At 69.1% G+C, this 26,276-nt stretch carries 29 protein-coding genes; 21 read left to right on the top strand and 8 right to left on the bottom strand.

Annotation, left to right across the window (positions count from 1 at the left end; translation table 11 throughout):
• Positions 1-88 precede the first annotated feature (88 nt).
• On the top strand, positions 89-1,027 hold the full coding sequence (locus tag MMF98_RS19485; RefSeq protein WP_243308768.1) for a LysR family transcriptional regulator: 939 nt from the start codon (positions 89-91) through the stop codon (positions 1,025-1,027).
• Between the two features lie 112 nt (positions 1,028-1,139).
• Here the strand turns inward: MMF98_RS19485 and MMF98_RS19480 are convergent, their stop codons facing one another.
• Genes MMF98_RS19480 through MMF98_RS19470 form a run of 3 tightly spaced genes read right to left on the bottom strand, consistent with a single transcriptional unit; the run spans position 1,140 to position 5,009 of the window.
• Positions 1,140-2,387, bottom strand: coding sequence for an MFS transporter (locus tag MMF98_RS19480; RefSeq protein ID WP_243308767.1), 1,248 nt, complete (start codon positions 2,385-2,387; stop codon positions 1,140-1,142).
• A 49-nt stretch (positions 2,388-2,436) separates the two neighbouring features.
• Complete coding sequence (locus tag MMF98_RS19475; RefSeq protein WP_243308766.1) at positions 2,437-4,215, bottom strand: acyclic terpene utilization AtuA family protein; 1,779 nt, start codon at positions 4,213-4,215, stop codon at positions 2,437-2,439.
• The gene (locus MMF98_RS19470) at positions 4,215-5,009 is read right to left on the bottom strand and encodes an enoyl-CoA hydratase/isomerase family protein (protein ID WP_243308765.1); all 795 of its coding nucleotides are present in this window, start codon (positions 5,007-5,009) and stop codon (positions 4,215-4,217) included. The genes MMF98_RS19475 and MMF98_RS19470 overlap by 1 nt, the downstream gene beginning before the upstream one ends.
• Before the next feature lie 191 nt (positions 5,010-5,200).
• On the opposite strand from MMF98_RS19470, the gene MMF98_RS19465 reads away from it, so the two are divergent.
• The 5 genes from MMF98_RS19465 (at position 5,201) to MMF98_RS19445 (ending at position 9,455) form a co-directional block, all read left to right on the top strand.
• Entirely contained in the window at positions 5,201-6,319 is a 1,119-nt protein-coding gene (locus MMF98_RS19465) for an MlaE family ABC transporter permease (RefSeq protein ID WP_243308763.1), read from the top strand.
• Positions 6,316-7,194 (top strand): ABC transporter ATP-binding protein, encoded by an 879-nt coding sequence (locus MMF98_RS19460; RefSeq protein ID WP_243308761.1) that lies wholly within the window; start codon positions 6,316-6,318, stop codon positions 7,192-7,194. The genes MMF98_RS19465 and MMF98_RS19460 overlap by 4 nt, the downstream gene beginning before the upstream one ends.
• A gap of 71 nt (positions 7,195-7,265) precedes the next feature.
• The gene (locus MMF98_RS19455; RefSeq protein WP_243308758.1) at positions 7,266-8,222 is read left to right on the top strand and encodes an MlaD family protein; all 957 of its coding nucleotides are present in this window, start codon (positions 7,266-7,268) and stop codon (positions 8,220-8,222) included.
• Complete coding sequence (locus tag MMF98_RS19450; RefSeq protein ID WP_423837654.1) at positions 8,219-8,896, top strand: ABC-type transport auxiliary lipoprotein family protein; 678 nt, start codon at positions 8,219-8,221, stop codon at positions 8,894-8,896. The genes MMF98_RS19455 and MMF98_RS19450 overlap by 4 nt, the downstream gene beginning before the upstream one ends.
• A gap of 16 nt (positions 8,897-8,912) precedes the next feature.
• Entirely contained in the window at positions 8,913-9,455 is a 543-nt protein-coding gene (locus tag MMF98_RS19445; RefSeq protein WP_243308757.1) for a cyclic nucleotide-binding domain-containing protein, read from the top strand.
• A 48-nt stretch (positions 9,456-9,503) separates the two neighbouring features.
• Here the strand turns inward: MMF98_RS19445 and MMF98_RS19440 are convergent, their stop codons facing one another.
• On the bottom strand, positions 9,504-10,136 hold the full coding sequence (locus MMF98_RS19440) for a MarC family protein (RefSeq protein ID WP_243308756.1): 633 nt from the start codon (positions 10,134-10,136) through the stop codon (positions 9,504-9,506).
• Positions 10,136-10,909: an SDR family oxidoreductase gene (locus MMF98_RS19435; RefSeq protein WP_243308754.1), complete on the bottom strand. Its 774-nt coding sequence runs from the start codon at positions 10,907-10,909 to the stop codon at positions 10,136-10,138. The genes MMF98_RS19440 and MMF98_RS19435 overlap by 1 nt, the downstream gene beginning before the upstream one ends.
• A gap of 77 nt (positions 10,910-10,986) precedes the next feature.
• Here MMF98_RS19435 and MMF98_RS19430 point away from each other — a divergent pair, with 77 nt between their 5' ends.
• The 4 genes from MMF98_RS19430 to MMF98_RS19415 are packed head-to-tail and all read left to right on the top strand — an operon-like array spanning position 10,987 to position 13,944.
• On the top strand, positions 10,987-11,589 hold the full coding sequence (locus MMF98_RS19430; RefSeq protein WP_243308751.1) for a 2-hydroxychromene-2-carboxylate isomerase: 603 nt from the start codon (positions 10,987-10,989) through the stop codon (positions 11,587-11,589).
• 19 nt (positions 11,590-11,608) lie between these two features.
• On the top strand, positions 11,609-12,292 hold the full coding sequence (locus tag MMF98_RS19425) for a dienelactone hydrolase family protein (protein WP_243308750.1): 684 nt from the start codon (positions 11,609-11,611) through the stop codon (positions 12,290-12,292).
• A gap of 3 nt (positions 12,293-12,295) precedes the next feature.
• Positions 12,296-13,267 (top strand): amidohydrolase family protein, encoded by a 972-nt coding sequence (locus tag MMF98_RS19420; RefSeq protein ID WP_423837653.1) that lies wholly within the window; start codon positions 12,296-12,298, stop codon positions 13,265-13,267.
• A gap of 23 nt (positions 13,268-13,290) precedes the next feature.
• A complete protein-coding gene (locus MMF98_RS19415) occupies positions 13,291-13,944 on the top strand; it encodes a glutathione S-transferase family protein (RefSeq protein WP_243308744.1) in 654 nt (217 codons plus the stop codon).
• On the opposite strand, the gene MMF98_RS19410 is transcribed toward MMF98_RS19415, so the two are convergent.
• A complete protein-coding gene (locus tag MMF98_RS19410) occupies positions 13,941-14,831 on the bottom strand; it encodes a LysR family transcriptional regulator (protein ID WP_243308742.1) in 891 nt (296 codons plus the stop codon). The genes MMF98_RS19415 and MMF98_RS19410 overlap by 4 nt on opposite strands.
• Positions 14,832-15,047: 216 nt before the next feature.
• Between MMF98_RS19410 and MMF98_RS19405 the strand changes: the two genes are divergently transcribed.
• Both MMF98_RS19405 and MMF98_RS19400 read left to right on the top strand, forming a co-directional pair.
• Entirely contained in the window at positions 15,048-15,338 is a 291-nt protein-coding gene (locus MMF98_RS19405; protein WP_279343763.1) for a DUF4148 domain-containing protein, read from the top strand.
• A 201-nt stretch (positions 15,339-15,539) separates the two neighbouring features.
• Complete coding sequence (locus MMF98_RS19400) at positions 15,540-15,968, top strand: PaaI family thioesterase (RefSeq protein WP_243308741.1); 429 nt, start codon at positions 15,540-15,542, stop codon at positions 15,966-15,968.
• Between the two features lie 22 nt (positions 15,969-15,990).
• Here MMF98_RS19400 and MMF98_RS19395 read toward each other — a convergent pair whose 3' ends face one another.
• A complete protein-coding gene (locus MMF98_RS19395; protein WP_243308739.1) occupies positions 15,991-17,100 on the bottom strand; it encodes a magnesium transporter CorA family protein in 1,110 nt (369 codons plus the stop codon).
• Positions 17,101-17,180: 80 nt separating this feature from the next.
• Positions 17,181-18,185 carry a porphobilinogen synthase gene (hemB, locus tag MMF98_RS19390; protein ID WP_243308737.1) on the bottom strand — a complete coding sequence of 335 codons (1,005 nt, stop codon included), beginning with the start codon at positions 18,183-18,185 and terminating at the stop codon, positions 17,181-17,183.
• Positions 18,186-18,526: 341 nt separating this feature from the next.
• Here hemB and MMF98_RS19385 point away from each other — a divergent pair, with 341 nt between their 5' ends.
• The 9 genes from MMF98_RS19385 to MMF98_RS19345 all read left to right on the top strand — a co-directional run.
• Positions 18,527-18,955 carry a CopD family protein gene (locus MMF98_RS19385; protein WP_243308735.1) on the top strand — a complete coding sequence of 143 codons (429 nt, stop codon included), beginning with the start codon at positions 18,527-18,529 and terminating at the stop codon, positions 18,953-18,955.
• Between the two features lie 18 nt (positions 18,956-18,973).
• On the top strand, positions 18,974-20,095 hold the full coding sequence (locus MMF98_RS19380; protein ID WP_243308733.1) for a VanZ family protein: 1,122 nt from the start codon (positions 18,974-18,976) through the stop codon (positions 20,093-20,095).
• Positions 20,092-20,430 carry a (2Fe-2S) ferredoxin domain-containing protein gene (locus tag MMF98_RS19375; RefSeq protein ID WP_243308731.1) on the top strand — a complete coding sequence of 113 codons (339 nt, stop codon included), beginning with the start codon at positions 20,092-20,094 and terminating at the stop codon, positions 20,428-20,430. Before MMF98_RS19380 ends, MMF98_RS19375 begins: the two co-directional genes overlap by 4 nt.
• Positions 20,431-20,513: 83 nt before the next feature.
• The gene (locus MMF98_RS19370; protein WP_243308729.1) at positions 20,514-21,137 is read left to right on the top strand and encodes an alpha/beta hydrolase; all 624 of its coding nucleotides are present in this window, start codon (positions 20,514-20,516) and stop codon (positions 21,135-21,137) included.
• 66 nt (positions 21,138-21,203) lie between these two features.
• Positions 21,204-22,361 carry a D-alanyl-D-alanine carboxypeptidase family protein gene (locus tag MMF98_RS19365; protein WP_243308727.1) on the top strand — a complete coding sequence of 386 codons (1,158 nt, stop codon included), beginning with the start codon at positions 21,204-21,206 and terminating at the stop codon, positions 22,359-22,361.
• A gap of 173 nt (positions 22,362-22,534) precedes the next feature.
• Positions 22,535-22,912, top strand: coding sequence for a 30S ribosomal protein S12 (gene rpsL / locus MMF98_RS19360; RefSeq protein WP_066122869.1), 378 nt, complete (start codon positions 22,535-22,537; stop codon positions 22,910-22,912).
• Positions 22,913-23,058: 146 nt separating this feature from the next.
• Positions 23,059-23,532 carry a 30S ribosomal protein S7 gene (gene rpsG / locus MMF98_RS19355; RefSeq protein ID WP_005798541.1) on the top strand — a complete coding sequence of 158 codons (474 nt, stop codon included), beginning with the start codon at positions 23,059-23,061 and terminating at the stop codon, positions 23,530-23,532.
• Between the two features lie 78 nt (positions 23,533-23,610).
• Complete coding sequence (fusA, locus tag MMF98_RS19350) at positions 23,611-25,713, top strand: elongation factor G (protein ID WP_243308725.1); 2,103 nt, start codon at positions 23,611-23,613, stop codon at positions 25,711-25,713.
• A 193-nt stretch (positions 25,714-25,906) separates the two neighbouring features.
• A partial coding sequence (locus MMF98_RS19345; RefSeq protein WP_243308722.1) for a GTP-binding protein occupies positions 25,907-26,276 on the top strand: 370 nt, incomplete at its 3' end.

Here is a 26,276-nt window from a genome sequence, read left to right as displayed (position 1 = left end):
GGAAGTCTATGCCCGCCCGGGGGCTTTGAACATAGCGATTTTCTGACTATATTGTTCATTGAATTGAACAATCAATCGAGCTATCCGAATGAGCCACCCCGCCACGCCCGTCCTCGCCGACCTGCACCTGCTCACGGTGCTGGCCCAGACGCGCAGCTACACCCAGGCGGCGCGGCGCCTGGGCATCTCCAAGGCTTCGGTCAGCATGCGCATCGGCGAGCTCGAGCGCGCCGCCGGCGTGCCGCTGGTGCGCCGCACCACGCGCTCGGTCGGCCTGACCGAGGCCGGCCAGCAACTGGTGGACGACACCCAGCCCTCGTTCGCGCACATCGAGCAGAGCTTTGCCAGCGTGCGCGACCTCGCCGGCTCGCCGCGCGGCCTGGTGCGCGTGACGGCGCCGGTGGCGCTGGGCCGCCAGCACATCGCGCCCACGCTGGCCGCCTTTCTGCGGCGCCAGCCCGAGATCCGCGTCGAGCTGGATCTGACCGACCGCTTCGTCAACCTGGTGCAGGAAGGCTTCGACCTCGCGGTGCGCCATGCGCATGCGCCGCCCGACACCCACGTGGCCTGGGTGCTGTGCGAATCCCGCTCGGTGCTGGTGGCCAGCCCCGAGTACCTGCGGCGGCGCGGCGCGCCCTCGCATCCGTCGCAGCTCGCATCGCACGACTGCCTGCTGTACCTGCGCGACACGGCGGGCCAGAACTGGTCGTTCGAGCGCGAGGCGGGGCGCAAGGCCGAGCGCGTGATCGTCGCCGTCAACGGGCCGCTGAAGGCCAACAACAGCGAGGTGCTGCGCGAGGCGGTGCTGGGCGGGCTGGGGCTGGGCCTGCTGCCGGACTTCAGCGCGGCCGGCCATCTGCGCCCGCGCAGCCTGGTGCCGGTGCTGCCCGGCTGGCGCCCGCAGGGCTTCTTCGGCGACCGGCTCTACGCCATCCGCCCCTGGGCGCCCCAGGTGCCGCGCGCGGTGCAGTGCTTCGTGGACCACCTGCGCGAGACGCTGGCCGGCGGCTTCGAGATGCCGGGCTGACGGCGCAGGGCGGCCTGTTGCCTCAAATCCTGATGAAAATGGCCGGAGGTCCAGGTGAGGTGGTCATTTATTGCTATCAAAACAGGAGCAACCCGCCGGCTCTGAACCTACCCTAGCGCGCGGGCCGCGCCGCGCTGGCCGGGGCCGGCAGAGCGGCGAAGGCCAGCGCGCCCATTGCGAGCAGGGCGGCGATGGCGAACAGCACCGCCGTGTAGGGCTCGATGCCATGCGCCAGGGCATAGGTGGCCACCAGGCCCGTGAGCCACTGCACCAGCGCGATGCCCAGGAACATGGCCATGGTGAACACCGCCAGCGCACGGCCGGTCAGGGCCGCCGGGTAAGCCGCGCGCACGTCGGCGTACTGCAGCACGATGTAGCCCGACAGAAAGCCGCTCAGCAGGACGCCGGCCACGGCCAGGTGGGCGCCCGGGCTCAGCGCCAGGGCGGCGAACGCGGCTGCCATCAGCAGGGTGAAGCCGATGATCCAGTGCCGCTGAGCGCGGCCCTGCGTCCTGAGCCGCCCGAACAGCGGCGGGCCGAGCAGGCTCACGACCGAGACCGCCAGCGCCACGTTGCCGCTTTGCACCAGGGTGTAGCCGTAGCGCTCGATCAGCAGCGGCCCGAGCCAGAGGCCGCGCAGCGCGATGAACGACGAGTAGGTGACGGCGCCCAGCACCATGATGCCCCAGGTGTGCGGCACGGCGAACAGGGCGCCGAAGGCGCGCAGCGCCTCGGGCAGCGACTCGCGCGGGGGCGGCTCGGCCGCCGCGGGCGCGGGGGTGTCGCGCACCAGCGCGAACACCACCAGCCAGGCCAGCGCCGAGCCCACGCCCAGCACGGCGAAGCCGGCGCGCCACGAGGACACCTCGATCAGCCAGGCCAGCGGCGTGCCGGTCAGCAGCAAGCCGATGCCGCCCAGGCTCATGATCAGGCCCGACACCGCGGCGAAGCGCGCGGCCGGAAAGTTGCGCGCGATGAACACCGTGCAGACCAGGAAGGCCGGCGCGCAGCCGATGCCGATCAGCACCTGGCCGGCCAGCAGCAGCGGGTAGCTGCTCGCCAGCGCCGACAGCGCCGAGCCGGCGATGGCGAGCGGAAACGCAATCAGCACCGTGCGGCGGATGCCGTGCAGGTCGATGCCCACGCCCATGAACAGCTGCATGGCGCCGAACGCGAAGTGAAAGGCGCCGGCGAACAGGCCGAGCTGCTGGTTCGACAGGCCCAGCTCGGCCTGCAGCGGCTTGGCCATCATGGCGGCCACGGTGCGAAACGCCTGGCTCAGCGTGAAGGCGCAGCACAGCGCGAGCAGCATGACCCAGAGGGTGCGGCGGGCCATCGGCCCGGAATCGGAAAGCGTCATGGGCCGTGAGTGTGCCCGGTTCCGGCCTGCCGTGCCCCGGCCTGCCGCGTCACGCCTCCCAGCCGTCGGGCACCTGCACCGGCATCGTGAGCAGGATCTGCGCCATGCCCTTGCCCAGCGGGTCGTTGCGCAGGCTCGCCATGCCGCCGCCGTCCAGCGCCTGGGTGCACAGGAAGTTCATGGCGTGGATGCCCGGCACCTCGTAGCGCGTGACCGTGCCGCGCACCAGGTGCGCCAGCCAGGCGGCCACGCGCGCCTCGGTGAGCTGGGCGCGCAGCAGCGGCAGCCACTCGGGGCGGCGCGCGATCACGCCGATGTTGGAGCTGTCGCCCTTGTCGCCGCTGCGGGCCCAGGCCAGCGCGATCAGCGGCAGCTCGCGCGTGGGGCCGGCGGGCGGCTCGGCCGGCCGGGCGGGCTCGGCCCCGGGCGCCGGCACGGGCGCCTGGCCCGTGGGCACCGCCACGTCGAGCACCTGCCCGTCGAGCACCACCTGCGGCGCCAGCCGCGCCTTGTCGAGCAGGAAGGCGAACTGCTTGATCGCGGGCGAGGGGCTGGGCCGGCCCGCCGCGCCCGTGGTGCCGGGCGACCAGCTGGTGCCGGCCGGCGCGATCTCGCGCGCGAAGATCTCCAGCGCGGCCTTCTGCGGATGCATCACGGCCAGGTGCAGCACGGCCTCACGCACGCCGGCCGTGCGGGCGTGCGGGCCGAAGTTGCCGGCCTCGCTGCCCAGCACCTCGATGTTCGTGCGGCTGTAGTCGGCCAGGCCCGCCTGCGCGAACAGGCCGCGCGTGCGTTCGAGGATGGCTTCGCCGGTGCGCCGCGCCTTGCGCGCGGCGTCGAGGCCCACGATGGTGAGCTGCGCGTTGCAGCGAAAGCCGTCGAGCCAGGTGGCCGAAACCTTGCAGGCCGGCCCGGGCGCCAGGCCGCGCGCGCCGCGCACGGCCACGCGCTGCTCGCCCACCGGCGCCAGCGTGACCTGCGTGAAGTCGCAGGTCACGTCGGGCAGCAGGTAGCGGCGCGGATCGCCGATCTCGTAGAGCATCTGCTCGCTGATCACCGCCGTGCTGACCAGCCCGCCCGTGCCCGGCGGCTTGGTGGCGACGAAGTGGCCGTCAGCATGGCATTCGAGCACCGGGTAGCCGATGTTCGCCCAGTCGGGCACGGCCTCCCAGTCGGTGTGCAGGCCGCCGGTGGCCTGGCAGCCGCACTCGATGATGTGGCCGGCCAGGCTGCCCTGGGCCAGCCGGTCGTAGTCGTCGGCGGCCCAGCCGAACTCGTGCATCAGCGCGCCCAGCGTCACCGCGCTGTCCACGCAGCGGCCGGTGATGACGATCTGCGCGCCGGCGTCGAGCGCGCGCTTCACGGGCAGGGCGCCGAGGTAGGCGTTGGCTGTGAGCACCCGGGGCGGCAGCGGCGCGCCGCTTTGCAGCTCGCGCACATCGCCTTGCACGCGCAGGGTCTCCAGCAGCGGCATCACGTCGTCGCCCTGCACCACGGCGATCTTCACCGCCACGCCCTGCTCGGCGGCCAGGGCGGCAATGGCCTCGGCGCAGGCCTGCGGATTGACGCCGCCGGCATTGCTGATGACGCGGATGTTCTGCGCCGCCACGTCCTTCAGGATGGTCTTCATCGTGACCGTGACGAAGTCGGTGGCGTAGCCCAGCGCCGGGTTCTTGCCGCGCGCGGCGGCCAGGATCGACATGGTGAGCTCGGCCAGGTAGTCGAACACCAGGTAGTCGAGCTGGCCCAGGGCCACGAGCTGCGGCGCGCCCACGCTGCTGTCGCCCCAGAAGCCCGAGGCGCCGCCGATGCGGACGATCTTCTCCATCACTGCCCCTTCCATTCAGGTGGGCGCTTTTCCTGGAAGGCCTTCTGGCCCTCCTTCGCGTCCTCGGTCAGCGTGAACAGCGCGATCTGGCTTTCGGTGAAGCTCATGCTTTCCTCGAACGGCATGGCCTCGATCTTCTTCATGGTGTACAGGCCGCGCCGGATCGCGGCCGGCGACTTGTCGAGCAGGCGCGCCAGCAGCCAATCGAGCTTCGCGTCCACGTCGTCGTCCACGTAGTTGACCAGCCCATAGTCCAGCGCCTCGGCCGACGTCAGCGGCTCGCCGGTCAGGCACAGCTCGGCGAGCTTGCGCCGCGGGATCAGGTGCTGCAGCACGCTCAGCACCTGCGCCGGGAACACGCCGACCTTGACCTCGGGCAGGCCGAACACCGCATGGCGCGCCGCCACCGCCATGTCGCACATCGCCAGCAGCCCCATGCCGCCGGCCATGCAGGCGCCGTTGACGCGCGCCACCAGCGGCACGTGGCTGGCCCGGGCCACGCGCAGCAGCCGCGCGAGGTGGCCGATGGGCTCGGAGTAGTCGGTGGTGAAGGCGTTGGCCGACTGCAGGTCGGCCCCTGCGCAGAAGGCCTTCGCGCCCGCGCCGGTGATGACGATGGCGCGCACGCCGCGGTCGGCCTGCGCGGCCTCGATCGCCTGCGCCATGCCGGCCAGCACGGCGTGGCTCATGGCGTTGCGGCGCGCCTCGCGCTCGATGGTGAGCCACAGCACGGGGCCGCGCGGTTCGACGCGCAGTTCGGAGGCAGTGTCAGGGGCGGTTGCGATGGCGCTCATGCGGTCTCCAGCAGGTCGGGAACGGGTTTCGAGCTTATACCGGCCCGCGCCGCGCGGTGTGTCGCCTGTGCCACACCGCGCCACCCCTGAACGAGGGGGTGGCGGCAGCCGTTACAGCGCAAGGCCGGCCCAGGCGGTAGGATGGGCGGTTTCATCCCCTCGCCCGCCACGCCGCACACCTGTTGTCGCCCATGGAGGAATCGAACCCCCGCGTCACGCACCAGACCATGCCCGATGGGCCGTGGACCGTGCTGCTGGGCCGCTGGACGGCCGCCCAGCTCACGCGGCCCGAGGCCTGGCGGGCGGTGCTGCGCGACCTGAAGGCGGCCGCGGGGCCTGGCGGCTGGGATCTGCGCGCGGTGCAGCGCCTGGACCACATCGGCGCCCAGGTGCTCTGGAACCACTGGGGCCGCCGCTGGCCGCAGCAATTGCAGACCCTGCCGACGCAGCGCGCGGTGCTGGAACAGGTGGCGAAGTTCTCGCTCGAGCTGCCGGCGCCGGCCCGGCCCACGCCGCGCCAGCATTTCCTGGCCCTGGGCGCGCAGGTGTGGCGCGTGCTGCACCACGGGCGCGACCTGATCCGGCTGATCGGCCAGCTGCTGCTCGACCTGCTGCGGCTGGTGCGCGCGCCGCACGAAGGCCCGTGGCGCGACGTGTCGGGCCACCTGTACCACATCGGCGCCACGGCGCTGCCGATCACCGCGCTGGTGGGCTTCCTGATCGGGGTGGTGCTGGCCTACCTCACCTCGCAGCAGCTGCGCCAGTTCGGCGCCGACGCCTTCATCGTGGACATCCTGGGCATCTCGCTGATCCGCGAGCTCGGGCCGGTGCTGGCCGCCATCCTGATCGCGGGGCGCTCGGGCTCGGCCATCACTGCGCAGATCGGCGTGATGCGCGTGACCGAGGAGCTCGACGCCATGCGCGTGATGGGCATTCCCCACGGCTACCGCCTGGTGATGCCGCGTGCCATGGCGCTGGCGGTGGTGATGCCGCTGATCAGCGTGTGGACCACCGTGGCCGCGCTGGCCGGCGGCATGCTGGCGGCCTACCTGGTGCTGGACGTGACGCCCACCTATTTCATGACCGCGCTGCCCAAGGCGGTGCAGGTGGCCAACCTCACGCTGGCGCTGGGCAAGTCGGCGGTGTTCGGCCTGCTGATCGCGCTCACCGGCTGCTACTACGGCCTGCGCGTGAAACCCAACACCGAGAGCCTGGGGCAGGGCACCACCGCCTCGGTGGTGACCTCCATCACCGTGGTGATCCTGGTCGATGCGCTGTTCGCGGTGGTGTTCAAGGACGTGGGGATATGAGCGCCGCCCGGCCGCCCGAAGGTTTGTCTACGGCCGCCGCCCGGCCGTCCTCCATCCAGGGAGACAGCTCCAGCTTCGCCCAGGCCGGCGATGCCCCGGTGGTCGAGATCAGCAAGCTGTGGACGGTGTTCCGTTCGCCCGAGCGCGAGACCGTGATCCACCAGGATCTGGACCTCAGCATCTCGCGCGGCGAGGTGTTGTCGCTGGTGGGCGGCTCGGGCACCGGCAAGACCGTGCTGCTGCGCCAGATCCTGGGCCTGGAGCGGGCCGCGCGCGGCCAGGTCACGGTGCTGGGCCGGCCCGCCGCGCGCCTGGGCGAGCGCGGCGCGGCCAGCCGCGTGGGCATGCTGTTCCAGCACGGCGCGCTGTTCTCGGCCTTCACCGTGCTGGAGAACGTGGCCTTTCCGCTGCGCGAGCTCAAGACGCTGCCCGGCGCGCTGATCCGCGATGCCGCGATGGTCAAGCTGCAGATGGTGGGGCTTGGCCCCGAGCACGCGCGCAAGATGCCGTCCGACCTGTCGGGCGGCATGATCAAGCGCGTGGCGCTGGCGCGCGCGCTGATCATGGACCCGCCGCTGCTGCTGCTGGACGAGCCCACGGCCGGGCTCGACCCCGAGAGCTCCGACGGCTTCTGCACCCTGCTGCGCTCGCTGCACCGCGAGCTCGGCCTCACGGTGGTGATGGTCACGCACGACCTGGACACGCTGTTCGAGCTCAGCACGCGCATCGCCGTGCTGGCCGACCGCAAGGTGATCGCGAGCGGCCGGCCCAAGGACGTGATCGCCTTTCCGCATCCGTTCATCCGCGACTTCTTCCTCGGCGAGCGCGGGCAGCGCGCGATGGAGCTGTTGCGCGAATACCCGTTCGCGGTATAGAAAGGACCCCATGAACCCCCCAGCCCACATTCGCTCGCGCGCGCTTCGCGCCGCGCGCCGGGAGGCCTGAGATGGAAAACAAGGCCCATGCCCTGGCCGCCGGCATCTTCGTGCTGGCGGTGACGGCCCTGCTGGTGGCGCTGGCCGTCTGGCTCACGCGCGACACCGGCGTGCAGCACGCCTACGAGCTGACCACCCGCGACACCGTCACCGGCCTGCAGCCGCAGGCGACGGTGCGCTTTCGCGGCATCGCGGTAGGCAAGGTGACGGCCATCGGCTTCGACCCCAAGGTCACCGGCAACGTGCTGGTGCGCCTGGCCGTGGACGACGGCACGCCCATCACCCGCTCCACCTTCGCCACGCTGAGCTACCAGGGCGTGACCGGCCTGGCCTTCGTGCAGCTCGACGACAGCGGCGAGTCGAAGGAGCTGCTGGCGTCCAGCGACAGCGACCCGGCGCGCATTCCGCTGCGGCCGGGCCTGCTCAACAAGCTCACCGACCAGGGCGCGGCCATCCTCGCGCAGGTCGAGGAAACCACGAAGCGGCTCAACCAGCTGCTGGCCAGCGAGAACCAGCAGCGCATCACGGGCGCGCTCGACAGCATCGGCCAGGCTGCGGGCAGCGTCAACCGGCTGGTCGGCACGCTGGACGCCACCGTCACGCAGCGGCTCGATCCCGCGCTGGCGGCCGTGCCGGCGCTGGCGGCCGATGCTGGCAAGACCCTGCGCTCGCTGCAGGCCACCTCCGACGACTTCGGCCGGACCGCGCGGCGGCTCAACGAGAAGGACGGCCCGATCGACCGGCTGGCCGAGGGCTCGCAGGCGCTGTCGCATGCCGCCGGCTCGGTCAACCTGTCCACCTTGCCGCGCGTGAACCGCGTGACCGAGGACGCCTCGCACGCCGTGCGCCAGCTCAGCCGCACCGTCAACAACATCAACGACAACCCGCAATCGCTGATCTTCGGCAATGGCCAGGTGCCGCCCGGCCCGGGCGAGGCCGGGTTTGCCGCGCCGGGAGCAAGCCCATGACCTTTCCTCTGTCTGCTATGAATTTCGTAGCTGTCCGCGGCCGCCTGACAAGGACCTTTGCCGTATTTCTTTCGATATCCGCGCTGCTGGCGGGCTGCGCGCTGCCCGACAAGCCGGCGCGGCCCGTGATGTACGACTTCGGCCCCGGCGCCCAGAGCGCCGCGGCGGCCACGCGCCAGGCGCCGCTGGCCACGCTGGCGCTGGCCGAGATCGAGGCCAGCGGCCCGCTCGACAGCTCGGCCGTGCTCTACCGCCTGGCCTATGCCGACGCGCAGCAGCTTCGCCCCTATGCGCAGGCGCGCTGGAGCATGCCGCCGCCGCAGCTATTGCGCCAGCGCCTGCGCGAGAGCCTCGGGCAGCGCCGCGTGGTGCTCAACATCGACGAGCTGGCCTCGCTCGGCCGCAGCGAGGGCGTGCATCCGCTGACCCTGCGCATCGAGCTCGAGGAGTTCAGCCAGATCTTCGAGTCGCCCGAGCGCAGCGCGGGCCTGGTGCGGCTGCGCGCCACGCTGGTGGACAGCCTGCCCACGGGCGACCGGCTGCTGGCCCAGCGCAGCGTGGTCGCGCAGCGCCCGGCGCCCACGCCCGACGCGCCCGGCGGCGTGCGCGCGCTGACCGCCGCCGCCGACGCGGCGGTGGAGGAGATCACCCAATGGCTGCAGCAGGTGCGGTGAAGCGCGGGGCCTCCCGATGAGCGGGGCCGCCACCGAGGAGAAACTGCGCGAGCAATTGCGCGCGGCGGGGCTGGAGATCGGCGGCTTTTGCGAGCGCATCGCCGAGCGCGGGCCGCAGCTGTTGCACAACGCGGCGCTGCTGGAGGACTTCACGCCCGAGGAGGTCGGCATCCTGGGCGGCGCCATGCTGCTGGTGCGGGCCCACCCCGGGCAGGCGCTGATCACCGAGGGCCAGGTCGGCGACTGGATGCTGCTGCTGCTCAGCGGCACGGTGGACGTGACCAAGCGCAGCCCGGGCGGCGAGGTGTCGCGCCTGGCCGTGATCCGCCAGGGCACCTCCTTCGGCGAGATGTCCATGCTCGATGGCGAGCTGCGCTACGCCACCTGCGTCGCCATCGACGAGGTCGAGGCCGGCGTGATCGGCCGCCACGCCATCGCCTGGCTGATCCGCGAGCACCCGGCCGTGGGCGCCAAGCTGCTGGTCAAGATCACCCAGCTGATGGCCCAGCGCCTGCGCAACACCAGCAACCAGCTGATCCGGATGCTGGAAAAACAATAGCAACCAAAGACCGCCCGACAAGGACCTTGGCCGCTTTTTGGCCGGAAATCAGTGTCCCAGTGCCGGAAACAGCTTCAGCAGCCCGTCGCTCATCACTTCCACCGCCAGCGCGGCCAGGATCAGGCCCATTAGCCGCGTCATCACGTTGATGCCGGTCTTGCCCAGCACGCGCGCGATCGGCCCGGCCAGCGAGAAGCACAGCGCGGCGGCCAACCCGATCACGACGCCGTAGCCGACCAGCGTGGCGAGCTGGAAGAAGCTCTTGGCCTTGTCGGCATAGATCACCACCGTGGACATGGTGGCCGGCCCGGTCAGCAGCGGGATGGCCAGCGGCACCACGGCGACGCTGGCGCCCACCGCGGCCTTCTCGGCCGCGTCCTGCATCTCGTCGGCGTTCGACTTGGTCTGCGGCGTCTGGGCCTGCAGCATGCTCAGCGAGGAGGTCAGCAGCAGCATGCCGCCGCCGACCTGGAAGCTGGCCAGCGAGATGTTGAAGAACGCCAGGATCTGCAGCCCCAGCAGCGCGCTAGCCGCGATCACCGAGAACGCGCTGAACGAGGTGATCAGGATGGTGCGCCGGCGCTGGGCGCGCGTGAAGCCCTGGGTGTAGTGGATGAAGAAGGGCACGCAGGCCAGCGGATTGACGATGGCCAGCAGGGTGAGCAGGGGCTTGAAGTCCATCAGCGGCCTCCCGCCACGTCCAGCAGCGCGCCGGTGGTGTAGCCGGCCTCCGGGCCCAGCAGCCAGAGGATGGCCCGCGCCACCTCCTCGGCCGTGCCGGCGCGCTGCATCGGCACCTGGGGCGCGAGTTCGCGCGCGCGGTCGGGCAGGCCGCCCGAGGCATGGATCTCGGTGTCGACGATGCCGGGGCGCACCGCGTTGACACGGATGCCCTCGGCCGCCACCTCCTTGGCCAGGCCCAGCGTGAAGGTGTCGATCGCGCCCTTGCTGGCCGCGTAGTCCACGTACTGGCCCGGCGAGCCCAGGCGCGCGGCCGCGCTGCTCAGGTTCACGATGGCGCCGCCCTGGCCCCAGCCGGGGCCCAGGGGGTGCGCGCCGCCATGGCGCGTGCTCATGCGCCGCACCGCCTCGCGCGCGCACAGCATCGAGCCGATCACGTTGATGTCGAACATGCGCTTGAGGCGCTGCGCCGACAGGCCGTCCACGCGCGCCGGCAGGTCCACCACGCCGGCGTTGTTGACCAGCGCGGCCAGCGGGCCGAGCCGCGCATCGACGGCCTCGAACATCGCCAGGATCTGGTCCTCGTGCGCCACGTCGGCCTGCACCGCCAGGGCCGTGCCGCCGCCGGCGCGGATGCGCTGCACCAGCGCGTCGGCCGCCGCCGCATGGACGCTGTAGTTGACGGCCACCGCATAGCCCTGCTGCGCGGCCAGCCAGGCGGTGGCGGCGCCGATGCCGCGGCTCGCGCCGGTGATGAGAAGCACCTTGTCCAAGACCCGCCTCCTGCAGGAAGTCGCCTGCTCAGTTAAAAACGCTGTCTGCCGTGGATTAAATCACCGAGGAGACCGTCTTGAGCCGCACCATCGACTATTACTTCGCGCCCCAGAGCCCGTGGACCTATCTCGGCCATGCGCGCCTGATGGCCATCGCGCGCGCCGCCGGCGCCGCGGTGCGGGTGCTGCCGGTGGACCTGGGCCAGGTGTTCCCGGTCTCCGGCGGCCTGCCGCTGGGCAAGCGCGCACCGCAGCGCCAGGCCTACCGGCTGCTGGAGCTGCGGCGCTTCAGCGAGCACCTGGGCCTGCCGCTGCACCCCCAGCCGCGCTATTTCCCGGTGGCCGGCGACGACGCGGCCCGCCTGATCATCGCGGTGGACCAGCACGACGGCGGCGAGGCCGCCCTGCGGCTGGGCGGCGCGGTGTTCGCCGCCGTGTGGGCGCAGGAGCGTAACATCGCGGACGCCCAGGTGCTGGCCGAGCTGCTGGCCGAATGCGGGCTCGACGCCGCGCGGCTCGAGCAGTCCCGCCGCCCGGCGGTGCAGGAGCGCTACGCGGCCAACACCCAGGTGGCGATCGAGGCCGGCGTGTTCGGCGCGCCCAGCTACGTGGTGGACGGCGAGATTTTCTGGGGCCAGGACCGGCTCGATTTCCTGGAGCGCAAGCTCCGATCAACCTGATGCAAGAAGGAACATGACCATGGGCAAATTCATCGATCTCAAGGCCGCCGACGGTTTCGTCTTCCCGGCCTACGTGGCGCAGCCGGCGGGCAGCCCCAAGGGCGCGGTCGTGGTGCTGCAGGAAATCTTCGGCGTCAATTCGCACATCCGCTCGGTGGCCGACGGCTACGCGGCCGACGGCTACCTGGCCATCGCGCCTTCGACCTTCCACCGCGTCAAGCCCGGTGTCGACCTGGGCTACACGCCCGACGACATCCAGGCCGGCATCGCGCTCAAGGCCGCGGTGCAGGCCCTGCCCGCGCCCGGCGTGCTGCAGGACATCCAGGCCGCGATCCAGCACGGCGCCAGCGCCGGCAAGGTCGGCATCGTGGGCTACTGCTTCGGCGGCCTGCTGACCTGGCAGTCGGCCAGCGCCCTGTCGGGCCTGAGCGCGGCGGTGGCCTACTACGGCGGCGGCGTGACCGCACCGGCGGAAATCGCGCGCCAGGCCCGGTGCCCGGTGCTGGCGCACTTCGGCGAGGTCGATCAGTCGATCCCGCTGGACGGCGTGGAGGCCTTCCGCCAGGCCCACCCCGAGGTGGAGCTGTACATCTATCCGGCCAACCACGGCTTCAACTGCGACCAGCGCGGCGCCTACGACGCGGCCGCGGCCAAACTGGCGCGCGAGCGCACGCTGGCCTTCTTCGGCCGGCATCTGGGCTGAACCATGCGCGACCGGGTTTTGCGCTGTTTTCGGGCGAAGGTCCAGGTGCCGTGGACGTTGGCTGCTCTGTTTTTGATAGCGGCTGCGGGCCCGGCCGCAGCCACCGGCTACACCGGCCCGCTGTTCGATGCCCATCTGCACTACAACGTGGAGGCGCAGTCGCCGCATCCGCTGGCCGACGTGCTGGCGCGCCTGCAGCGCAACGGCGTCAAGGCCGTCGTGGCCAACTCGCGCCCGAACGACGGCACCCGGCTGCTGGCCTCGGCCCGGGCGCAGACCCGGGCGGCCGGCGTGACGGTGGTGCCCTTCATCCGCCTCTACCGCAACCGCGAGGACTACAGCAACTGGTTCCGCGACGAGTCGATCTACCAGATGGTGCTGGCCGAGTTCGCGCGCGGCACCGACAACGGGCCGTACCGCGGCATCGGCGAGTTCCACCTGTACGACAGCGCCAACGCCAACGGCCCGGTGGCGAAGAAGCTGATGCAGTTCGCGCAGAAGAACAATTTGGCCGTGCTGGCCCATGTGGACGACGCGGCCGTCGAGCTGCTGATGGCGCATGCGCCCGGCGTGAAGCTGATCTGGGCCCACACCGGCATCGGCGGCACGCCCGTGGCGCGCGTCAACGCGCTGTTCGCCAGGTACCCCACGCTGATGGGCGAGCTGTCGTACCGGCCGGGCCTCACCTGCGAGGGCGGCACGGCCGACGCCGGGCCGGCCCAAGGCGGCCGAGCCCCCTCGGGGGGCAGCGACCCGCGGGAGCGTGGGGGCCCTCATTTGTGCCCCGAATGGCGCGAGCTGCTGCTGCGCTACCCGGAGCGCTTCATGATCGGCTCCGACACCTGGGTCAACCAGCGCTGGCAGGCCTACGACGATCTCATGAAGGGCTACCGAGCCTGGCTCGGCGGGTTGCCGGCCGAGCCGGCGCGCAGGATCGCCTGGGACAATGCGGCCTCGCTGTTCGACGTGCGCTAGGCGCCGATTCCAGATTCAAGGCCATGCTCCAGCTCTACTACTACCCCAGCACCGCCGCCATGGTGCCGCACATCGTGCTTGAGGAACTGGGCGCGCCCTACCAGCGCGTGCTGGTCGACCGCGAGCAGGACGCGCACAAGGCGCCGGCCTACCTGCGGCTCAATCCCAACGGGCTGATCCCGGTGCTGGCGGATGGCGAGCTGGTCCTGTACGAAACGGCCGCGATCTGCCTGCACCTGTGCGACACGCATCCGCAGGCCGCACTGGCGCCCGCGCTGGGCACGCCGGCGCGCGCGCATTTCTACAAATGGCTGATGTGGCTCACCAACACGCTGCAGGCCACGCTGATCCTGTACTGCTATCCCGAGCGCTACGTCGCGCCCGGCAACGCGGTGGGTGCGGCCGAGGTCAAGCTGCTGGCGGAACACCGCAGCGCGGCGCTGCTCGACCAGCTCGACGCCGAACTCGCGCGCCACGGCGGGCCGTGGCTGCTGGGCGAGCACTACAGCGCGCTCGACGCCTATGTGTTCACGCTGTGCCGCTGGACGCGGCATTTCGGCGTGACGCCGCCCGCCCGCACCCGGACGCAGCTCGGGCCCTACCTGCAGCGCATGCTGGCGCGCCCGGCCGTGCAGCGCGTGCTGGCCGCCGAGCGGATCGAGCCGCCGCTGGTCTAGGCGCCTTCGCGCCAGTGCTCCTCCAGGAAGGCCAGCAGCGCCTTGAGCGCGGCGCTGTTGTGGCGGCGCTGGGTGTAGGCGGCGTACAGCCAGATGTCGCGCGGTGTGAAGCCGTCCAGCACGGCCTGCAGCGCGCCGCTGTCCAGGTGCGACTGCACCATGAGCCGCGGCAGGCAGACCACGCCCAGCCCCTGCAGCGCCACGCCCACCAGCGGCGCGGCGTCCGACGCCTCCATGCGGCTGCGCAGCGGCACGCTGAAGGGCTGGCCATCGACCTCGAAGCGCCACTCGGGGCTGCCGCCCGCCAGCGAGTAGGTCAGGGCGTCGTGGCTGGCCAGGTCGCCGGGGTGGCTCGGGCGGCCGTGCTGCGCCCAGTAGCCGGGGGTGGCGCAGATCGCGAAGTCCACCTGCCGCAGCTTGCGCACGATCAGGTTGGCGTCGGTGATGCGGCCCACGCGCAGCGCGATGTCGATGCCCTCGTCCACCATGTCGACGACGTGGTTGTCCAGGTCCAGGCTGAGGCTGACCTCGGGGTAGGTGGTCATGAACCGCGCCAGCAGCGCGGGCAGCTCGGTGTGGCCCAGCCCGTGCGGCGCGGTCAGCCGCACCCGGCCGCTGGGGCGGCGCGCATGCTGGCGCAGCTCGGCGGTGGTGTGCTCGATCATGTCCACCAGCGGCGTGCTGCGCTCCAGCAGCAGGCTGCCGGCATCGGTCAGGCTCACGGTGCGGGTGGAGCGGTTGAGCAGCCGCACGCCCAGCCGGGCCTCCAGCTCGGCCACATATTTGCTTACGCTGGCCTTGGACAGGGCCAGGGCGCGGGCGGCCATGGAAAAACTGCCGCGCGAGGCGACTTCGCGAAAGGTCCGTATCAGCTCAAGAGTGTCCATCGGTCGCCGTTCATTGTTTCCAGGGCCGAAACAGGCTGGTTCGATTCCGGCCTGTTTAAAGAGGCCACTTCATGCGCATCTGGCTTTCACAGGTGATGCAGGTCTGCATGGCCTGGGTGAAAGGAGCTTCGGCATGGCTGCCAGACAGAGTCCGGCGGTGCCGCCCGGGTTCCTTCCGCATGTAGAGACTGGTTTGATATTTGAAAGGGAACCATCATGAAATCATCCAAATACTTTGCTGTCGCCGCTTTGGCTGGCCTGGCGGCCATGGGCGCCCATGCCGCCGGCAATGACGACCCGTCGCAGCACGTGCTGAAGTTCGATTCCAGCCGCGCCCGCGCCGAAGTGCAGGCCGAGGCGGTCCAGAAGGCCCGCAACCCCAACTTCGAGCCGGCCGGCTCCCGCGTGCTGGCCCGGGTGCAGTCCAAGGAAGACCGCAGCACCGTGCGCGCCAGCGCCGCCCAGGCCCTGCGCGTGGGCCAGATCGCCCAGGGCGAAGCGGGCTGAAGCCGCGCGCGGCCCGACAGGGGCGGCGCAGACCGGCCGGGCGCTTTCGGGCGGCCCGGCTTTTTTTCTTTGCCGATCCATGAGTCGGCTAGCGCAGGCACGGCGGCCATCAAACCAGCGCCAGAGCGCGTGGTTCCCCGAGGGCCGCGCTGGCTGAGAAGGCCGGTAACATGGCAGACCCCACATCGAGGTGACGAATCCATGGACATTGCTGCTCCCGTGACGCTGGAAGAATGGAATGCGGCCGGTGCCGACTACTTGCCGGGTCTTCTCGGCATGGGCTTTGCCAAGGTGGAGCCCGATGAAGTCGTGGCGACGCTGGAAGTGCGCCGCGCCCTGGGCGCCTGGAATGGCTACCTGCATGCGGGAACGATCGTCTCGCTCGCGGATACATGCTGCGGCTACGGCACCGTGCGAAGCCTGCCATCGGGTGCCAGCGGGTTCACCACCGTGGAACTCAAGAGCAACATGCTCGGAACGGCCCGCGATGGCATGGTGATCTGCACCGCTCGGCCAATCCACAAGGGACGCACCACTCAGGTCTGGGATGCTGAGGTCCGCCGCGGGGGCGACAACGCCCTGATCGCCAGTTTTCGCAACACGCAATTGATCCTTTGGCCCAAGGGGTAGTCGTTCGGCCCGGCGCCGCGCCCTAGCGCCCGGTGCGCGCCAGGTAGCGCTTGCGCCAGAACACCAGGCCGGTGCCGGCGGCGACGGCCACCATCAGGGCCACGGTCCACCAGAACGCCGCCTGGTGGTGGACCAGCGGCATGAATTCGAAGTTCATGCCGAAGAAGCCGGTGATCAGGTTCAGCGGCAGGAAGATGGCGGTGAGGGCCGTGAGCGTGCGCATGATGTCGTTGGTGCGGTTGCTCTGCACCGAGAAATGCATCTGCACCGCGGTCTCGGCGCTCTGCTCGAGGCGGCGCACGTGGTGCACCACGCGCTCGATGTGCTCGAGCACGTCGCGGCTGCGCACCTTGAGCAGCTCGCGTTCGCGCTGGCCGGCGGGGGTGTCGGGGGTGGCCCAGGTCTCCAGCGCGTCGATCCAGTCCTGCACGGCGGCGCGCTGGTCCTCGCAGATCTCGTCGAGGTGGTGCAGCGAGAGCCGGGCGTCCAGCATCGAGCTCCAGTTGTTGAAGCGGGTGCGCGGGTTCAGCAGCTCGGTCTGCCAGTGGTCGAGCTGGCGCGTGAGTTCGCGCCGCAGTTCCAGGTAGCCGTCCACCATCTGGTTGACGATGCGCAGCATCAGGTCGGCCGGGTTGGCGGGCAGGCGGGTGCCGGCGGCGCGCGCCTCGGCCGAGGTGGCGTTCAGCAGCCGGGCGGCGTAGGCGTCGCGCACGGCGCAGTCGCTGGGGTGCACGGTCAGCAGCACGCGGTCGAACACGGCGAAGCCCACGGGGCTGGTGTCCAGGCGCTTGAGCACGGGCGGGCCGCTGCGGCGCACCGGCGGGGGCGGCGGCTCGCCGGGGTGGTCGGGGTCGGTGTCGCGCGGGCCCGCGGCGAGGCGGCGGAACACCAGGATGTCGTACTGCGAGGTGTAGTCGTAGTGCGAGGGCAACTGGTGGTTGAGCAGGTCGGAGACGTGCAGGTCCACCAGCTGCGTGCCGCACAGCGTCTGCAGCGTGGCCTGGATTTGCGGCTGGGAGGCCTCGAGTTCGCGCCGGGCGCAGGCGATCCAGATGAAGCCGCTGGCGGGCAGCTGGGCGGGCAGGGCGTCGGTTTCGACGACGCTGTGGCTACCGATAGTGAAGATCCGCATGAAATCCCTCTGAAGCCGGGGCTGCGGCCCGAATTATGAGTCAAGCCGCCGCGGCGTCCGGAGGCCGCGGACGCTGCCCACTATTTATTTTGTAGCAGCTTCGCCACATGCACGGCGAAGTAGGTCAGTACGCCGTCAGCCCCGGCGCGTTTGAAGGCCAGCAGGCTTTCCAGCGCCACGGCGTCATGGTCGAGCCAGCCGTTCTGCGCGGCGGCCTTGAGCATCGCGTACTCGCCGCTGACCTGGTAGGCGAAGGTGGGCACGCGGAACTCGTCCTTCACGCGGCGCACGATGTCCAGGTAGGGCATGCCGGGCTTGACCATCACCATGTCGGCGCCCTCGGCGATGTCCATCGCCACCTCGCGCAGCGCCTCGTCGGTGTTGCCCGGGTCCATCTGGTAGACCTTCTTGTTGCTCTTGCCCAGGTTCGAGGCCGAGCCCACCGCGTCGCGGAACGGGCCGTAGAAGGCGCTCGCGTACTTGGCGCTGTAGGCCATGATGCGGGTGTGGACCTGCCCGCGCTCTTCCAGCGCACGGCGAACCGCGCCGATGCGGCCGTCCATCATGTCGCTGGGCGCCACGATGTCCACGCCGGCCTCGGCCTGGGTCAGCGCCTGGCGCACCAGGAGTTCGACGGTTTCGTCGTTGAGGATGTAGCCGGTGTCGTCGAGCAGGCCGTCCTGGCCGTGGCTGGTGTAGGGGTCGAGCGCGACGTCGGTCATCACGCCGAGGCCGGGGAAGCGCTGCTTGAGTTCGCGCACCACGCGCGGCACCAGGCCGTCCGGGTTCAGGGCTTCGCTGCCGCTCGGGTCCTTCAAGGCGGGGTCGATCACCGGGAACAGCGCCATCACGGGGATGCCGAGCGCCACGCACTGCTCGGCCACCGGCAGCAGCAGGTCCAGGCTCAGGCGCTCCACGCCCGGCATCGAGGCCACGCTCTGGCGCTGCTGCCGGCCCTCGAGCACGAACACAGGGTAGATCAGGTCATGGACCGTGAGGGCGTGCTCGCGCACCAGGTTGCGGGTGAAGTCGTCGCGGCGCAGCCGGCGCGGACGGCCCAGCGGGAAAGGGGCGTGGAGGCTCATGCCCAAAATTGTGCCGCATCCTGAAAAGCGCAGCGCCGCACGCGGACGAACTTCGTAGAACCACGTACGGATGATCTATATGAATAGTCGCCAATGTGACAGGTAAAGCAGGGGTTGGCCGCTTGAAACGGATGGCCTACTTTGCTAAATTACGTCCGGGCGGTTCGCCGCCTCCCGCTTTTCCTCCCTGAGCGGGTGCCTTAATGTGTGACAGCAAAAAGGCTTCCTACCCCAGCCTTGTGCTGGGGTTTTTTTTGCCTGCCGGGCCCATCCCCGGGGCAAAAGGCGCCGCCACGCAGCGGGCCGGCGTGGGGCTTTTTGACCTCACGTAAACTGCCCGCATGCTCTGGGTCAAATCGCTCCACATCGTCTTTGTCGCCAGCTGGTTCGCCGGACTGTTCTACCTGCCGCGCCTGTTCGTGAACCTGGCCCAGGTGCCGCCGGAGTCGGTGGCCGAGCGGGCGCGGCTGCTGCTGATGGCGCGCAAGCTGTTTCGCTTCACCACGCTGCTGGCGGTGCCGGCCGTTGCCCTGGGCGCCTGGCTCTGGCTGGGCTACGGCATCGGGCGCGGCCCGGGCAATGGCTGGATGCACGCCAAGCTCGCGGTGGTGGTGCTGGTGATCGGCTACCACCACGGCTGCGGCGTGCTGCTGCGCAAGTTCGTGGCGGGCGACAACCTGCGCGGCCATGTCTGGTACCGCTGGTTCAACGAAATCCCGGTGCTGCTGCTGCTGGCGGCCGTGATTTTGGTGGTGGTCAAGCCGTTCTAGCTGATATAGAGAAACGGCATGACGGCGCAGAAGACCTCAGCCTGGCCGTTGTCGCTGGTCTATGTGGCGCTGGTGGTCTATGCCAGCCTGTACCCGTTTTCCGACTGGCGCAACCAGGGCATCGTGCCCTGGGCGTTCTTGACGGCCCCGCTGCCCAAGTACTGGACCGGCTTCGACGTGGCGATCAACGTGGCGGGCTACGGCCCGCTGGGCTTCCTGCTGGCGCTGAGCGCGCTGCGCGGGGGCAGCCGGTGGCGCAGCGCCTGGGCGGTCACGCTGGCCACGCTGGCGGCCGCCCTGCTGTCGCTGTCCATGGAGATGCTGCAGAGCTACCTGCCCACCCGGGTGGCGTCGAACGTGGATTTCGGGCTGAACACCCTGGGTGCCTGGCTCGGCGCAGCGACGGCCTGGTCGCTGGAGAAGCTCGGGGCGATCGACCACTGGAGCCGTTTCCGGGAGCGCTGGTTCGTGGCCGACGCGCATGGCGCGCTGGTGCTGCTGGCGCTGTGGCCGGTGGCGCTGCTGTTCCCGGCGCCGGTACCGCTGGGGCTGGGCCAGGTGCTGGAGCGGCTCGAGGCCGCGGTGGCCGAGGCCCTGGCCGACACCCCGTTCCTGGCCTGGCTGCCGATGCGCGAGGTGGAGCTGCAGCCGCTGATTCCCGGCGCCGAGCTGCTGTGCGTGATGCTGGGCGCGCTGATTCCCTGCCTGCTGGGCTTTTGCGTCATGCGCTCGGCCCGCCGCCGCGCCGCCTTCCTGGTCGTGATGATGGCGGCCGGCATCGGCGTGTCGGCGCTGTCGGCGGCGCTGAGCTGGGGGCCGTCCCACGCCTGGGCCTGGCTCAGCCTCCCGGTGCGCGTGGGGCTGGTGGCGGGGCTGGTGCTGGCCGTGCTGCTGATGCCGCTGCCCCGGCGCGGCTGCGCGGCGCTGCTGCTGCTGGCGCTCACCGTGCACCTGGGGCTGCTGAACCAGGCGCCGACCAGTGCCTATTTCGCGCAGACGCTGCAGACCTGGGAGCAGGGCCGCTTCATCCGCTTCCATGGCCTGGTGCAGTGGCTGGGCTGGCTGTGGCCTTATGTGACGCTGGTGTATGTGCTGGTGCGGCTCTCGCGCGCGGAGCCCAAACCTAAAATGCCGTCATGAGCGAAACCAAGTCCTACTACGGGCGGCACATCTTCTTCTGCCTGAACGACCGCAAGAACGGCGAAGATTCGTGCGCCCACCACAATGCCCAGGACGGCTTCGACCGCTGCAAGGCGCAGGTCAAGGCCGCCGGCTTGGCCGGGCCGGGCAAGGTGCGTGTCAACAAGGCCGGCTGCCTGGACCGCTGCGCCGCCGGGCCGGTGGCCGTGGTCTACCCGGAGGCCGTCTGGTACACCTATGTGGACGCCAACGACATCGACGAGATCGTCGAGTCGCACCTCAAGAACGGCCAGGTGGTGGAGCGCCTGCTCACGCCGCCGCACCTGGGGCGCTGAGCCTTCTGGATGCCGGATTTCAATGAATATCGGCCCGATGTCCGCGTCCCGTGGCCATTTATTGCTATTGATTTGGTAGCAGATTGAACGCCCAGACCCAATCCCTTCGGCTCACCGGCGCCGCCGGCCTGATCGAGGCCGTGCGCGACGAGCCGGCGGCGACCCCGCGCGGCACGGTGGTGATCGCGCATCCGCATCCGCTGTTCGGCGGCACCCTGGACAACAAGGTGGTGCAGACGCTGGCGCGCGCCTTCGTTCAATGCGGCTGGAGCGCGGTGCGCTTCAACTTCCGCGGCGTCGGCGCCAGCCAGGGCGTGCACGACGAGGGGCGCGGCGAGGCGCAGGACCTGCTGGCCGTGATCCAGCAGGTGGCGCCCGCCGGGCCGCTGGCGCTGGCCGGCTTCTCCTTCGGCTCCTTTGTCGCGAGCCACGCCGTGCAGGCGCTGTGGGACTCGCGCAGCCTCGAAAAGATCGTGTTCGTGGGCACGGCCGCGGCGCGCTTCGGGGTCGCTGTGCTGCCCGAGGCGGCCCATGAGCGCACGCTGGTGGTCCATGGCGAGCAGGACGACACCGTGCCGCTGGCCGCCGTGCTTGACTGGGCGCGGCCGCAGTCACTTCCTGTCACAGTCATCCCCGGGGGCGGCCACTTCTTTCACGGACAATTGCCGCTTCTGAAAAATCTGGTGGTGCGTCACCTGAACTCCTGAAACTTTCCGGGCCGGCCGTGTTCGCACGGTGGCCATCCCGGCCGCAACCTCCTTTTTCCTCGATCCATGAAACGTTTCCTGATGGCGCTGTGCGCGCCGCTGCTCGCCTCCCTGTGCTTCTCGGCCGCCGCCCAGGCGCCGCAACCGCCCGAAGTCGCGGCCCGCACCTACCTGGTGCTGGACGTGACGGCCAACCAGATCCTGGCGCAGAAGGACATCGACAGCCCGGTGGAGCAGGCCTCGCTGACCAAGCTGATGACCGCCTACCTGGTGTTCGACGCGCTGCGGGCCAAGAAGATCAGCCTGACGCAGACCTTCCCCGTCAGCGTGCGGGCCTGGAAGATGCCGGGCTCGCGCATGTTCATCGACCCCAAGATGCAGGTGCCGGTGGAAGACCTGATCAAGGGCATGATCGTGCAGTCGGGCAACGACGCCACCATGGCCCTGGCCGAGGGCGTGGGCGGCACGGCCGAGCATTTCGTGCAGATGATGAACGAGCAGGCCAAGGCGCTGGGCATGAAGTCCACGACCTACCGCAACCCGGAGGGCCTGACGGAGCCAGGCCACCTCACCACGGCGCGCGACCTGAGCATCCTGGCGACCAGCCTGATGCGCGACTTCCCCGAGTATTCGCACTATGACGCGATCAAGAAATACCACTACCCCGGCACACCGGCCAGCAACGACACCAACCGCAACGGCCTGCTGTTCCGCGATCCGACCGTGGACGGGCTCAAGACCGGCCACACCGACGCCGCCGGCTACTGCCTGATCGCCACGGCCAAGCGCGACTTCCCCAACGTGGGCAGCCGCCGCATTCTGACCATCGTGCTGGGCACGGCCAGCGACAACGCCCGCATCAACGAGTCGCAGAAGCTGCTGAACTGGGGCTATACGGCCTATGAGGGCATCAAGCTGTTCGATGCCGGCCAGCCGGTGGTCGCGCCCAATGTCTGGAAAGGCAAGGACAGCGTGCTGAAGCTGGGCCGTCCGCAACCCATCGTGGTGGCCGTGCCCTCCGGCAGCGCCACCCGGATCAAGACCCAGGTGGTGCGCCCCGACCCGCTGGTGGCGCCGTTCACCAAGGGCCAGCTGGTGGGCACGCTCAAGGTCAGCCTCGACGAGCAGCCGCTGGCCGAGGTGCCGCTGCTGGCGCTCGACGCCGTGGAGCAGGCCGGCGTGCTCGGCCGGGCCTGGGATGCGATCCGCCTGTGGATCAAGTAGCCCGGGGCGCTGGCCGGCAAACGGCTGTTGCATGCGAGTGAGCGGTTGCTGACATTTGCCGTCGCAAGAATTTGCGGGGAAACCCTCGAACTGCTACACTAGAAGGCTTTTCGGAAATTCCGAAGGGATTCACGTTTTCGTTTTTGTTTTCAAACGTTTAGGGACGTTTTTCAATGCCAACCATCAATCAACTGGTGCGTCAGGGGCGCGAGGTCGAAACGACCAAGTCCAAAAGCCCTGCGATGCAGAACTCGCCGCAGCGCCGCGGCGTGTGCACCCGCGTGTACACCACGACGCCGAAGAAGCCGAACTCGGCCCTTCGTAAAGTTGCCAAGGTCCGCCTGACCAATGGCTTCGAAGTCATTTCCTACATCGGCGGTGAAGGCCACAACCTGCAGGAACACAGCGTGGTGCTGGTTCGCGGCGGTCGTGTCAAGGACTTGCCCGGTGTGCGTTACCACATCGTCCGCGGTTCGCTGGACCTGCAAGGCGTGAAAGATCGCAAGCAGTCGCGTTCCAAGTACGGTGCCAAGCGCCCCAAGAAGGCTTAATCAGGCTTTCATAAATCGGTGCTTGAATCGCCCTGGCAGGCGGATTCGAGCGAAGTGACCCGCTGTTGGGTCGAGTAAGTGAGAGTTTTTCAAATGGCTCTCGCGGTGCCCGAGAAGGCGCCAACTGAAGCAAATGAGGTGAAAAAATGCCACGTCGTCGCGAAGTCCCTAAACGTGAAATCCTGCCGGACCCCAAGTTCGGCAATGTCGAGCTGTCCAAATTCATGAACGTGATCATGGAAGGCGGCAAGAAGGCTGTTGCAGAGCGCATCATCTATGGCGCCCTGGAACTGATCGAGAAAAAGCATCCTGACAAGGATCCGCTGGAAGCCTTCACCGTGGCCATCAACAACGTGAAGCCGATGGTCGAAGTGAAGTCCCGCCGCGTCGGCGGCGCCAACTACCAGGTGCCTGTCGAAGTGCGCCCAGTCCGCCGCCTGGCCCTGTCCATGCGCTGGATCAAGGAAGCCGCCCGCAAGCGGGGCGAGAAATCCATGGCTCAGCGCCTGGCCAATGAACTGCTGGAAGCCACGGAAGGCCGTGGCGGTGCCATGAAGAAGCGTGATGAAGTTCACCGCATGGCCGAAGCGAACAAGGCGTTCAGCCACTTCCGCTTCTAACACCAGCCCCTACCAGATCAGCCAAGCCCGCCACACCTTCCATGTGGGCGGGCTTGCCGCAATTAACGGAGAAATTTCATGTCCCGCAAGACCCCCATCGAGCGCTACCGCAACATCGGTATCTCGGCGCACATTGACGCTGGCAAGACCACGACCACTGAGCGCATTCTTTTCTATACCGGCGTGACCCACAAGCTGGGCGAGGTGCACGATGGCGCGGCCACCACCGACTGGATGGAGCAGGAGCAGGAGCGTGGCATCACGATCACGTCCGCTGCCGTGACCTGCTTCTGGAAGGGCATGGACCACTCCTACCCCGAGCACCGCATCAACATCATCGACACCCCCGGCCACGTGGACTTCACCATCGAGGTGGAGCGCTCCATGCGCGTGCTGGACGGCGCCTGCATGGTCTATTGCGCCGTGGGCGGCGTGCAGCCCCAGTCGGAAACCGTCTGGCGCCAGGCCAACAAGTACCGCGTGCCGCGCCTGGCCTTCGTCAACAAGATGGACCGCACCGGCGCCAACTTCTTCAAGGTCGTCGACCAGATGAAGCTGCGCCTGAAGGCCAACCCCGTGCCCGTCGTGATCCCGATCGGCGCCGAAGAGCACTTCAAGGGCGTGGTCGACCTGCGCAAGATGAAGGCCATCATCTGGGACGAAGCCTCCCAGGGCATGAAGTTCACCTTCGAGGACATCCCGGCCGACCTGCTGGAAACCGCCAACGAATGGCGCGAGAAGATGGTCGAGGCTGCCGCCGAATCGTCCGAAGAGCTGATGAACAAGTACCTGGAAAACGGTGACCTCAGCGAAGACGAGATCACCGCCGGCCTGCGCGTTCGCACCATCGCCGGTGAGATCCAGCCCATGCTGTGCGGCACCGCCTTCAAGAACAAGGGCGTGCAGCGCATGCTGGACGCCGTGATCGAACTCATGCCCTCGCCGCTGGACATCCCGCCCGTGGCCGGCACCGACGAAGACGAAGCGGAAACCACCCGCAAGGCCGACGACAACGAGAAGTTCTCGGCGCTGGCGTTCAAGCTCATGACCGACCCGTTCGTCGGCCAGCTGACCTTTGTGCGCGTCTACTCGGGCGTGCTGAGCAAGGGCGACACGGTCTACAACCCGGTCAAGGGCAAGAAGGAGCGCATCGGCCGTATCGTGCAGATGCATGCCAACGAACGCCAGGAGATCGAGGAAATCCGCGCCGGCGACATCGCAGCCTGCGTGGGCCTGAAGGACGTGACCACGGGCGAAACCCTGTGCGATCCCTCCGCCATCGTGACGCTGGAGCGCATGGTGTTCCCCGAGCCCGTGATTGCGCAGGCCGTGGAACCCAAGACCAAGGCCGACCAGGAAAAGATGGGCATCGCCCTGCAGCGCCTGGCCGCCGAAGATCCGTCGTTCCGCGTCAAGACCGATGAAGAATCGGGCCAGACGATCATTTCCGGCATGGGCGAGCTCCACCTGGAAATCATCGTGGACCGCATGAAGCGCGAATTCGGCGTAGAAGCCAACGTGGGCAAGCCCCAGGTGGCCTACCGCGAAACCATCCGCAAGACGGTGGAAGACGCCGAAGGCAAGTTCGTGCGCCAGTCGGGCGGCAAGGGCCAGTACGGCCACGTGGTGCTCAAGATCGAGCCGAACGAGCCGGGCAAGGGCATCGAGTTCGTCGACGCGATCAAGGGCGGCGTGGTGCCGCGCGAATTCATCCCGGCCGTGGAAAAGGGCATCAACGAAGCCGTCACGCAAGGCGTGCTGGCCGGCTACCCGGTGGTCGACGTCAAGGTCACGCTGCATTTCGGCTCGTACCACGATGTGGACTCGAACGAACTCGCGTTCAAGATGGCCGCCATCTTCGGCTTCAAGGAAGGTTGCAAGAAGGCCGGTCCGGTCATTCTCGAGCCCATGATGGCCGTGGAAGTCGAAACGCCTGAAGACTACGCCGGCAACGTGATGGGTGACCTGTCGTCCCGCCGCGGCATGGTGCAGGGCATGGACGACATGGTGGGTGGCGGCAAGGCCATCAAGGCCGAAGTGCCGTTGTCGGAAATGTTCGGCTACTCCACCACGCTGCGCTCGGCCACGCAAGGCCGTGCAACGTACACGATGGAGTTCAAGCACTACAGCGAAGCACCGCGCAACGTGGCCGAGGCCATCGTGGCCGCTCGCGCGAAGTAAGGCCCACCCCCGAAGCGGCTGTGCCGCTTCCCCCTCAAGGGGGCGGCACCAGTGGCCCGGCGAAGCCGGTTCCACGGTGTCGCTGGAATGAGAGTTTGTCTTCGGCGCCACATCTGTGGTCGGCCCGCTGCCCGTGGCGAGGCCTCTGCCGGAGACGTTAAACAGACACGGGAATGCTCTTTGGAGAAAAGAAATGGCAAAAGGAAAATTTGAGCGTACCAAGCCGCACGTGAACGTGGGCACGATTGGACACGTGGACCATGGCAAGACGACCCTGACGGCGGCGATTGCCACTGTGCTGGCGGCCAAGTTCGGCGGCGAAGCCAAGGCCTACGACCAGATCGACGCGGCCCCGGAAGAAAAAGCCCGCGGCATCACCATCAACACCGCCCACGTGGAATACGAAACGGCGAATCGCCACTACGCCCACGTGGACTGCCCCGGCCACGCCGACTATGTGAAGAACATGATCACCGGCGCAGCCCAGATGGACGGCGCCATCCTGGTGTGCTCGGCCGCTGACGGCCCCATGCCCCAGACCCGCGAGCACATCCTGCTGGCCC

Source organism: Variovorax terrae, assembly GCF_022809125.1.
In the GTDB taxonomy this organism is placed as follows: domain Bacteria; phylum Pseudomonadota; class Gammaproteobacteria; order Burkholderiales; family Burkholderiaceae_C; genus Variovorax_A; species Variovorax_A terrae.
The sequence above is the reverse complement of the archived record's forward strand: the minus strand, read 5'-3'. Positions and strand labels throughout refer to the sequence as shown.